Raw genomic sequence first — 12,155 nt, forward strand, 5'->3', positions numbered from 1 at the left:
TTTAATAAAATACTTTATAATTTAAGTGTATAGAATTGTCCATGCATGGATTGATAGATCAGGATTGTTATCTGTCCACCAGTTATCTAGTATTAATTCTTTTCCTTTTCCGTTGCCTTTTCTTGCCTCAATCACTTTATTACTAGATTTAGACATAATAACATAACCTTTTTTAGGTGCATCATATTTGAATTTCCATAATTGCTCTTCTCTTATCTCTCCTTTTCTATTTTCTAATGAAATAAATGCCTCGTAGTCTTTTCCTTTAGTATCCGTTAAGATTTTCCCTGTTTGTGCATGATGTATCGTATAAAAACTATCTCCGTAACGTTCAAAGCGCCATAAACTTTCGGAGTCTTTAAAAAAAGTGAGATCAGCAGTAAGAACATCACCTTGTTTTAGAAGTTTTTCTCCACTGGGAACATATATTTTTCTATTATTTTCATTGGAATATATCGTATGGTATACACCAGAAATGGGCATTTGATCAAAATCATTTGGGCTTGCTTCAATCAATTCCCATTCAAATAAATTATCGTCAGATTTGGATACCATTTGAAAATCAAAGGTTTCTTCAGCATAAATATCTTCAACTTCAGATTTTACAATTCCCAAATACTGTTTACCGTTGCCTCCCTCGTATACACTTACTAATGCAAATTTTCCACTTCCCAAATACTCCAATTTCCATTTGAATTCATCCCGATCTTCATAAGGACTAAGAATAGGATATTGTCCCCAATTAGCAATGCCGTGCATTTCTTTATCTTCTGTAATTACAATTTTGTATAAACCATTTTCTATCGGAGTAAATTTCCATCGAAAAGATGATGATCCATCATATCCAGCCTGTCTAACAGGCCAACCAAACGGCTCATTAAACCATTTATAAATTAGAGGAAGACCTGAGGAATTAAAATTGATTAGATATTCTTTATACCTCTTAGGTAAAAATAATTTTGATTCACTGAAAGGAATACCATTGTCTTTAATTTCAATATCTCTTATATCGGATTGTCCAAACCTGTACAAATAATGATAAGTAACCTTAGAAGAGATTTTATCTATCAATTTATCTTCTTCTGGTAAATTAATTGTAAAATACCAATTTGCGTCAAATTCTTCAAGTCCTTCCCATCTTGTTGGATCCGGTATGCGAATTCTTCCATCTGTAAAAGCAACATTTTTACGAACATCTGCTATGCCAGGATAATAACCATCTAAAGATGGGTAACTACTATTTATTTTTGCTCCATACGATACCGTAAATTGTATACCAACTCTTAATTGTTTTTGGAGTTCTGTGGGCAATGTTGATTGTACTTCCCAACTTGCTTCTAGTTCTCTCTCTCTCCAAGAACGAGTATTAATAAACTTGGCTTCTTTCAATACAATAGGCATATGAAAATAATTAATAAGATCAGGCCATAAAACCTCATTAAAGCACTCCTCTAGCCAAGAGTTATCTTCGAGAGAAAGAGGTGTTTTAATTACTATTTCTTTAATCTCATCAAAATTTGAAGCAGCTTCTTCATAGATCTTATTTTCGTCCAATGGAGAATATTGAGGAGCTATATCTCTTTTTCTCATATTAAAGTACCGCTCTACATAATCTTTTCTGTAGGCTTCAACAATCTTTTCAGAATCTTTAACAAAATTTTTGTCATAATAGTCTTTAACAATTTGTATTAATGTGGACTTCATCTCTCTGATCATTCTGGCGGCTATGGCTATCAAATGATCGTTATAGGCAGCATATAGATCTTCGGTATGTTCATCTAGCATATTTACTAGTTTATCCTTTTCTTTAGGATCTACAATACTTGTAAGAGATTCCTTCACTTTAAACTTCATCATTGCTATTGTTATTTCCAATGATTCCCGTGCTGATTGTTCGTACATTCTATACATCTTTAGCATGGCAGGAACTATTTTTTCACGAGCGTCTTTTAAAATCATTTTTTTCCAAGCTTCATCCCTATATCCTGTATATTGTTTGGTTGAATTGGCTATATTCATCGTAAATGAATCAATCTCACTTTGAATAAAATCTTTTACCAAAAAAATAAGTCCAGCAAATATGTCCAATATAATCCCTACCGGTCCACCTATAATGGATCCGGTAGCAATAACAGCCAATGTTGAAGCAGTAATCGCCAAATCGGTATAGTCCTCATTTCGTATATTTTCTAAGACCCCCAATATATCTCCCACTACGGGAATAACACTTAAGACAATACTAGTTTTAGTTAATGCATCCGAATCACCCTTAAAAGCTGCTGACACCCCTTCTATATAACCAATAAGACTTAATGCAGCCAAAGGCCCTTCATTGAGAAATTTATTCAGTGAATGTGCTGTACTTTCAAAAATGACAACTTTAGATCCCGGACTGGTTCTTAGTTCATCAAAAGAACTTACAAATTGCCCTTTGAATTTGTTTGGAATATTTTGATCTTTCATCAAATCCTCTATCATTTTTCTCGCTTCTTCCTTTATATTCATAACATTCTTATCTGAATGGGGAATGTTTATTTTTATTTGTTTATGGGTAGCCCGGGGGCGACACAAAAGCAAATGGTGATAAAGAATCAACATTTCTACAATGTTGATATTATCTATAGGAGTATTATAATCATATCTCATTTTGCTAATTTTTTATATTATAAATATTATTTCAATTCATGCTTTTTTATGAAATCTAGATTTTAATCTTTTTCTAAAATGTCCATTGTTTTTCTTTATTGAATTACAACAGTTATTTCTAAAGACTTTCTTAAATTGGATTCATGAATTCAATACGCTTTCTACATTTTAGGGACAATTTTTTTAACCAACCAATAACAGCATTTTCCAGAATTCATACCTATACTCTATAAAATTATTCCCGGGATAAAGATTTTTTTTATTTCGGGGGAAACTCAAATGGATTTTTAATAAAGTTGATTACATCAACTAATAAAAAATAGCTTCTACTACAACTCTTATCACTCCAACGATTATTGCTCCTACAATTCTACTTGCTGATCTTTTCCATTTTGTTCTCTTACTAACTACAGGGGCCCGCATCACCTATCAGTTTTGCTTCCTTATAGTTGGGGTTAATCACATTATCTACTTGATAAATCTTATAAGTATGATCTAGATAACCTTTTCTTATACATCTCCCAATATCTTCCATTGTATAGATAGGGTGACCTTCTTTATCACTAAGAGCTGTTAAAGAGTCAGCTATAATAGTATCTTCAATAGGCACTCTTTCATAAGAAAAAACCACCTCACTCCGATAAGACAATCTATCCTGCACCGCATTATATTTTGTTCTTTGGGTATCAATAGTGAAATTAGTTAATTCATAAGCAATACGATCAATAAGTTCTTGTTTTTTTTCAAATCCTGTTACAGATTCACTCCAATCAGTGTGCTCGTTGATCCAACTTCTTTCCTCTGAGTTTGCTACTCTCAATTCCGAAAGTTTTACCTCATAACCTAGAGGTTCCTCATCATTAGCATATTTCCATGGGATTACAAACTCATTATTTAGCCCTTCTTCCATATTGAGAAGACGCTGCCTACTGTGACATAACTCATGAGCTAGCGGCATAAAAATGGGAGCTAGAACCTTCGAATGCTCTATTTCCAATGTGACTTTCGGATCTAAAGCCACAATGGATCGTTCCGGATAACAACTCCCTGATGTTTCCTGTACAGAAGATTCATAAGAATAGTTTTTACGCTCCATCATCGTAGGACTTGGTGCCATAATCAATACATGTCCAACTTTTTTTATAGCATGGTCTACCTTCTTTATTTCAAAAAAGCCTTCATCGAGATTAAAGTCGTGATAGTTTTCACGCAATTTTTCTTCTTCCTTTCTTGCATCAAATGCTCCATTATCATCCAATGCATGAGGTATAGGCTTTAGATTACTAAGTTGCTCAAGTAATAAATGCCCTCCATGTCCTTCATTAATTTCATATAAAATATGTTGTATTTCTTTTAAAAATCTATCCCTTTGTTCATTTGAAGTGAATTGGTCAATCCAAGTTTCGGGGGTGTCGGTTTTTATAAAAAAATGAGAAACCGGCATTACAAAAATATTGGGTAATACCTGGAAAGCCTTTCTGTATAATTTACCAGGGTGATTAGGCAACTCCATCATTACAACATCAATATCATCTATCTCATTATTAAAATTTAAATCTTTAATAGCCATAGCTTGTATCTTAATTTCTATTTTATAGGATCTAATTCATATGATGAAGCATTATACCCTAATTTTGTAATCTTTGATATTTTCTTTGCAACAGGATCTGTAAAATAAACATTCCAATAAGTTTCTTCATTAGACAAAGGAAGATGGGGAATTATTTTAAGTTTTTTACGAGAAGCTTTTTCAGTAAACATATATTTACGATTCTGAAATCTATCAAACTCTTCAAAAACAATAGTAACCAATCCGAAAAGTGTTTCCGGAAAATCGTTTGGAGATTCCCATTCTACCTCTGCATAATCTATGTAACCGTCATTAATTTTATAATTAACATGTATAAATTTTGGTCCCTCTAGCTCTAAAGGTGTTACGTTCTCCGGCCACAATTTTTTTGCCTTATTTATAATAGTTTGGGCTTCAGTCTTCATCATCGCTTCACCGTCATTATCATCTGTCTTGGTGTCCGTGAGGTTGGATTCCTCTTTTAGATTCTTATCAAAAGACTTTTTCAATAATTTAAATAAATAAACAAGTCCATTCTCCATAGCCGGCTTTAGGCGCTCTGCCATATTCATTAGAAGCTGATCTTGCACCTTGTAGAGCTCTTTTTTTGCTTTATTGTACATATCGGTTACTTTAACGTTATGAGTGGAATCTTGTACTCCTATCAGCTGGCGGCAAATCATGTTTGTGTGATAGGTCACCATATGATGGAGCTGGGCGAATGAAACTTCAATGGATTGTACTAAACGCAAGTGAATTTCTTCAATGATAGGAATAAGGAGTTTCTCCATAGGTTTGGACACCAATTTTATCCAACTTAATTTTCTTGTTAGACTACCAGAATAATTTCTGTCTTTACTCTTTTTCATTTCATCGAAGTACCTTATTACAGAATCAGTGTGCATTATAGCATTCTTAATCCACTCTTCAGGATTTACTTCCGGGGCTCCACGAATCCCTATCAAAGCTATCACTCTCAAGGCCATTCTTCCGGAATTGGAAGATTCTTTACTCCCCAAATCTTTATAAATTCCCAGCATATCTGTTAGCCCGGAAGACAAAGTACTCAATTGAACCATATTTAAAATTGATTCAGTGTCCTCCATTAACTTTTTTTTGATCGATGCGAACCAAGTATCATACATTTCTATATTGGCTACTGATGCTGCCACAAAAATGTTAAGCTCATCTAATGTTTTTTTGAAAATATTATATACATCCGTACTATTAGTCTCCGAAATACTTCGTTGAGAAGTAAACTGGCCTGAAAATGCATTCGGCTGATGGGATATCCGAAACAAATCGTTGATACGAAAGCTTTCTTGATCAATAATCATATGCTTTTCCATCGATTTAAAACCTGTTGAAATGATCACGGGATTTTCAACTTTATCCGGATAATATAAATCATGACTTGATACAATTTCCAAATCCTTCACTTTTAGCAGCAATGAGTCATAACTTGGAATTTTGCCGGATGCTATATATTCCTTAGGATCAAGGGGATCATCTACTTTATAAATCAAACCGTCTACATCTAAAGTGCCATTTCGCAGATACTTGGGTATTTCGTTATCCGTCATTCCGTTGGCAGTCAAAAAATCACCGACAATCACATCTTCTGTAAAGGCGATTTCATTTCTTATTTCTTTATCTCTTGCATAAAGTGAGCTATTAAAAATTTTTCTCTTGGCCAAATTGGTAACCGCTATATCTGCTTTGGAAATTCGATAATTATTTTTTGAAGTCAAATCAGGTACGGTAAGCATCCCGTACGGAGTATTACCTACAAGGCTTTGTAAGCTATGGCATAATAAATGAGCCAGCCCAGCTAAACAGGGAAGATACTCTCCTTCAGCTTTTTTTAAAGTAATATAAGGATCAATACATATAATAGATCCCGTACCTTTCTTATTGAAAGCATCTTCCCATACGAGAGGTAGCTCAAACTGAAGATTATTTTTTTTCGTCTGTGCACTATCCGGAAGCATAATCAATACATTTCCTATTTTTTCTCCCTCTTTATTTTCGAAATAACCCACCTTATCGTTTCTCTTTGAGAGCCTTTCCACAAGATGCTTACCACTATTTCCCATTTTTATTTGAGAAAACAGGCCTTCAATAATAGAAACAAAGCTCTTTTTATCCGAATTATTTTCATTTTCTTCTCCAAAGCTATACCAGGGAAGTTTTAATGGCTCCGGCATTACATAAATATTGGGAGCGATTTCATAAGCTTCGGCATAAGACCATTCTCCGGTCTTTTGGGTATAGGGAATTTTTAACATGATTTTACGAGAAAGCCATACAGAATCCTCATCCTGTGGTGAGTCTATAAAACATGTATCCTTACCATTTATGGTAGAATAATCCTCCGAATCTTTTTCATTTTTTTCCTGACGAAGGTGAATCGTATTTCCTAATAATTTCCACGCATGATCATCATTTCCATATGTCCAGGCACCCAGCTTTTGCAGGTAAGACTCCACTTCTTCTTTTTGAATAGATTGATCCTTTCTTATTTCATCAATTTTATTATTAAAATCTGAAATGCGTTCCACAATCATTTGTATTGCATATTGATCAGAAGGCTTCGGCAGAAGTTTTTTATCTTCCCTTATGGCTAATAATAACCGATAATTACTTAACTGTTCCAGATGGTAAGAAAATACATAAAAATCTCTACTCCATGCTGCAATGTCTGCAGCAATTCTTCTTAGCTCAACAATAGAAGGTAATTGTTCCAACCCTATGGGTAATACTTCATGATACAATCTTTCCATAAGATGGATCTGAATCAACATGGCAGATGAGTTTCTTCGCTGGGTTTGATAGGCGTGAATTCCCATCACCTGATTCTTGGCACGTTCTTTTCTTGCCGGCTCGAAAGTAAAGAAATAGGCCTTAAAATATTCTCTAAATTCACTTTTCCATTGTTCGGACATCCCTTTGATTGTCTCTTCCCTTAATTTTTTAAAGCTATCTTTTAAAGGACCAGACTTTACAGGTGTCCATTCATTTCCTGATAAGCCGGAAAAATCACTGATTTCAGCACTTAATTGGTTTAAAGGAATATCATCCAGCCAGGCTTCAAAAATCAATATCCATGCTAGCCAGCCCACTGCTAACTCTGCCTCTTCCATACCAATATTTGGATAGGAAGACAAAACCTGCACTTCCATTTTCCAGGTATCAATATCCTCCCATTTAAATCCTAATTGTAAAAGTCTTTGTTCGTTTAACCAATTTTTCAATATTCCATGAAGATATTCTGGGTTCACTCTGACATTTCTTGAGCTTCCTTTACTTGTTGATACAAACCAACCAGGATAAATTCTTCTATTCATTTTTTTGCCTTGTGTTTCCATATTGATATTATTCTATTTTTGTAATATTCCAAATCTGATTTTTTATATTATCCTGAGATTCTTTAGCAAAAACGATATTTTCAGTGGAATCTTTATCCGGTATAAACGTAAGACAGTCTCCCGCATAGTCTTTTGAAAATAACTTATAGTGTCCTTTTTCGTAAACAAATATAAAATCTAACATAGTGATAAAAGGAGCCTCTTTTCCTAAATACTTAACAGGAAAAATTCTTGGTTCTATACTCATATCCAGAATGGAATGATTTATCTTATATATCTTTTCTCTCGCTGTTGAAGTAGATTCATCCCAAGATAAAACCATATCCTGTTCTCCATTTTCAATAGTGGCTACATATTTTTTTTCTGTTTCCAATCCAAAAGCTTCCGGCTCTACAATCAACCAACTTTGCCAGCCTGAATCTATTTCTGCACGTGATCCTAATTTTAAACCTTGATTTTCAAAATCTTCTGCTTGTATGGCCAGCTGTACTTCCTTATTGATAATCCTCCATGCTTTTCTTTCATCATCATAAGTAACTTTCCATAACTGCTTATTCCTATCCGATTTACTAAAGGGCTTTGGACTCACCCGAGTACGGTTTCCGGGAATAGGGCTTAACGTTAGAAGATTATTCATAGAATCATAAATAAAATAATACTCTGCTTCTTGCTTTTCAAATCGAAACAGGCATTCTCTGTTTTGATAGGACTCAATTTTCACCTCTTGATCTCCCTGAACTATATTGATATAGCGATCACTCTTAATTTTTCTAAAGTTTTCAAAAGCAACGATATTGTAATAAATACCCGGAGAAGGAAATTCACCAAATCTCCATCTTCGAAGCAGTATTTTTTCCTTAGGATTTCCACTTGGCATACCAGCTATTAATTCCCACCCTTCTTTATCTTCTTTAGAACTTCCTTCCATTATGCACGTTCTTTGTTCAAAAAACATCAGGAAACTATCCTCTCCTAAAGGATAAAGTTCAAACGGTATCTTGACAACCGAATTCTGGTATGCTTTACCATTGTTATTCCTTATAAAATAATTCGAAAAAATATTACTGAAACTAAAACTATTAAGAGATTCTTCAACAGTATTGGCTAACCATACTTGTGATGGATGTGAGGTTAATGACCATAATCCTAATGGTAATGATGTTGAATTACTCGCATAAAGAGAGGTTATACATCGATTGTCATATTCAGAAAAAATAGTGTATGCTTTTTTATCCTCTACACGACCTGCATCTGCTTTAATCAGATTAAACAGACAGTTCTTACCATCCGGAACAAGACTAAAAGTTTGTGAATGATCAGCTAATCCAATGAATCTATCCGGATATACTCCGCTTCTAAATTTTATATATCCTTCATCATCCAATACAACTTCCCATTTGTAAGCTTGATTTTCTTCTATATTTCCACTTTGTATCCCTATGGTTCCATCTAAATTGGACGTTAGCTTATTTTTAGTTTCAGCATTTATAATCATATAGAAATTATCTCTAAACTTTCTGAATATCCATCTTTGCTTTCCTTTTGAAGTGTACTTCTCCTGTATTAAGCTACCATCCGAACTACTTAAACTTAAGCTTGAACTAGCGTATTGAAATAAATATTCATTATAAGGTACCGGTAGAAGATAGTCTTTTAAATAGCTTTTCCGACCATTCACTTCAATATCAACATATCTGTCACCATTTTTATTCACCTTAACTTTAGCATAGGAGTGCTCACCTATTAATGCGGTAGGCGTTTTAATATAAACCATTATAGCATCCCAAGAATCAGTTATAGGGATCAAATGATCCGTTTTTTTATCTTTCATTTGTGTAGAAATCCAGTAACTTGGTATTTTAGTTTTTTTTGATAGTACATAGGCTTCTACTCTGAGTAAGGCTAAAAGTTCCTCTGGAAGATCTGGAAGATCCCAGGTCAAGGCATATTGTTCTTTTTGAGCTTCCCGTAAGTCAATATGAAGTAATGGTAGACTAAAAATAAGATCAGGCCAAAATTTACCTTGGAAACATTCATCTAGCCAGGACCATTGATCTTTTAAAATTTCAATTTTAGATACTCTGCTTTTTATTGTTTCAAATCTTTCATTTCCCTCTTTTCTATTTTGGATTCGATCACTTTCTAATGTTCCTTCATACGTTTTCCAACTGATGTACTGTGCTACATAATCTTTTTTATATTGTTCAAGAATATCTTTTGAATTCTTTTCATAGTTGTGGCTATGATACTCTTTTACTAACTGATAAACAGCTTCTTTACAGTCCCTAATTGTTTTGCCTGCAACATCTTTCAACATCTCATCATAGATATAATACATCTCTTCTACCCGCCCACAGGCAGTAGCCATTATTTCATTTTTAATATTAAGATCCTTTTCCGCATTTTTAGCTTCTTCTGCATTTTTTAGAATGAGATTAATGCTGATTTCTAATGATTCCCTAACCTGAGTTTCAAAAACCCTATATGAAGATTCCATCTCTGGAATTATTTGCTCTTTTACCTTTTTCACTACATCACTCTTCCAAACTCTATCCCGAAGTCTGGTATATTTTTGTACCTCTTCATTAAGATCCCGTGGAGCAAAATAGTGAATGATACCTTCAATAAGGTCTTTGAGGTAAATCCCTAAAAATATAATTCCTATAATAGCAGATATGGTCAATCCTATAGGTCCTCCAATAACAACAGCCCCTCCTAAGACAGCCAAAAGAGCGATTTGAGATGCAACGGCGTTATAATCTTCTTTTCTCAGAGCATCTGCGATTCCTAATAGATCACCAACAATAGGAACAATACCTAAAGCACTCGCTGTTTTAGTAAAATTATCTGCATCACTTTTAAAGACCTCAATTAAGCTTTTGCACCACCCATAAAATTCAAACACGTCCATCGGTACTGAGGTAAGTCCCCTATTCAAAACTTCAACAGAGTTTTTGAAATTAATAATTTTAGCCCGAGGATATTTTTCTGCACTTTTGAAAGAATTTACAAAATAGGGCTTGAATTGATCTGTATTTTTCTGTGAATCTAAAAATTCATTTACGACTTTAATTGAATTTCTACGAAGCTCATTGATCTCAACATCTTTAAAAAAACTATCCTTTTCCACAAAATTTGCAGGTTGGCTTGTAATAGATGGAATACATGAAATAAGTTTAGAAATACTTCTCTTGTATGCAGTAATAGACCTTTTTTTTCTGCTATGAATCAGATCACAAGAAACAACATTATTCAACTTCTGAATTTTTGAGTCCGAAGGGTCCAATTCTAATGACTCTACTTTGTAAGGTCCTTCAAAATCCAAATAACTTCCCCGTAGGAACCTTTGAATATAATCAATCGGATATCCTTTTGCAGTCAATGAATCAGCAATAATTTCTACTTCGGTCGGAAAATTGTAATAGATATTCCATATTCGATAATCAAGTCTTTTACGAAGTACATTTGCTTTATCACTAAATCCTACTAGCACTTCACTATCTAGATAATCAATCCTCCTCAGAAGATACTTCCAATAGTCGAAAGCATGCGATATTCCCACCACATCTACTATTCTTCTATAGAAATCACGCCATGCTGGATTCGTTACATTAACTTCAACAGCCCTAACTTCCTTTACGGGGTATTTCTCACGTCCTGTAAAATTGTCTATAATAATATTTCCTTCCTTATCTCTTAATGGTCCATGATATTGATCTTCTATATAAAACATCGTATTGGCCTTTTCTACTTCTATCAGTACTTGGAAGCTATGACAAAGTTCATGTGCCAGTACACCGAATGAAGGGATTATAGCTCCTGTACTCATAACCTTTCCTGTAACTGCAGGGTCTATTGAAATCATGGATCCCATTCCTCTTCCGTAACCTTCAACTGATCCTTGCATTTTTTGTTGATTATAGATCCCATTAGCAATAGCTCCTGGACTTAGCCCCATAATTATTACATGTCCCACCTTTCTATTTTTTCCTTCTTTGGTAGCTATATCAAAATAACCTTCTTCAGTGTCAAAATAAGCTATTTTTGTATTCTCAGGATCATATCCTATTAAATTCCCCCCTAAAGGCTCTCCTTCATAATATACTGGTAAGGGCTTTAAATTTTCAATTGCATCCAATAATGTTTTTCCCGCTCTACCTCTACTTATATCTTCTAAATGATCAGAGATTGTATTAAGAAACTCCTGTTTAGTTTCTATGGAATTGTATCTCGTAAAATTTAACCATGAGTCGGCCGTATCACCACTATCGAGATCAAACATCGCCTGAGGAAGAACATATATTCCTGGCTTTAGCTGAAAAGCTTTTTCATAAGAATCAAAGGGAGCATAAGGTATTTTCATACTTACCACATTGATATCATCAATAGGATCATTATAATTAAATGGCATAACAATAGATTTAAATTAATTATTTAGATAAGATTCAGAACTGCTTTTTTAATAGACTATTCTTGGGAACCTCTAAAATTATTTCAATGCATCAAAAGCCATTATTTTTTATACATTCGACAGCTAAAATAATACTTCCTAAAACTGACTTTCCCCGCTC

The 12,155-nt window shown here is 33.9% G+C and carries 4 protein-coding genes; all 4 read right to left on the bottom strand.

From position 1 onward, the window contains the following. Nucleotides 1-21: 21 nt before the first annotated feature. Nucleotides 22-2,646, bottom strand: coding sequence for an RICIN domain-containing protein (locus CJF12_RS06275; protein WP_095591071.1), 2,625 nt, complete (start codon nucleotides 2,644-2,646; stop codon nucleotides 22-24). Between the two features lie 403 nt (nucleotides 2,647-3,049). Then, nucleotides 3,050-4,216, bottom strand: coding sequence for a hypothetical protein (locus CJF12_RS06280; protein WP_034687877.1), 1,167 nt, complete (start codon nucleotides 4,214-4,216; stop codon nucleotides 3,050-3,052). Nucleotides 4,217-4,233: 17 nt separating this feature from the next. After that, a complete protein-coding gene (locus CJF12_RS06285) occupies nucleotides 4,234-7,563 on the bottom strand; it encodes a terpene synthase family protein (RefSeq protein WP_131329601.1) in 3,330 nt (1,109 codons plus the stop codon). A 28-nt stretch (nucleotides 7,564-7,591) separates the two neighbouring features. After that, nucleotides 7,592-11,995, bottom strand: a complete 4,404-nt coding sequence (locus tag CJF12_RS06290; RefSeq protein WP_034687872.1) for a hypothetical protein — start codon at nucleotides 11,993-11,995, stop codon at nucleotides 7,592-7,594. Between the last annotated feature and the right edge of the window lie 160 nt (nucleotides 11,996-12,155).

The sequence above is a fragment of the Chryseobacterium piperi genome, from assembly GCF_002285635.2.
In the GTDB taxonomy this organism is placed as follows: domain Bacteria; phylum Bacteroidota; class Bacteroidia; order Flavobacteriales; family Weeksellaceae; genus Chryseobacterium; species Chryseobacterium piperi.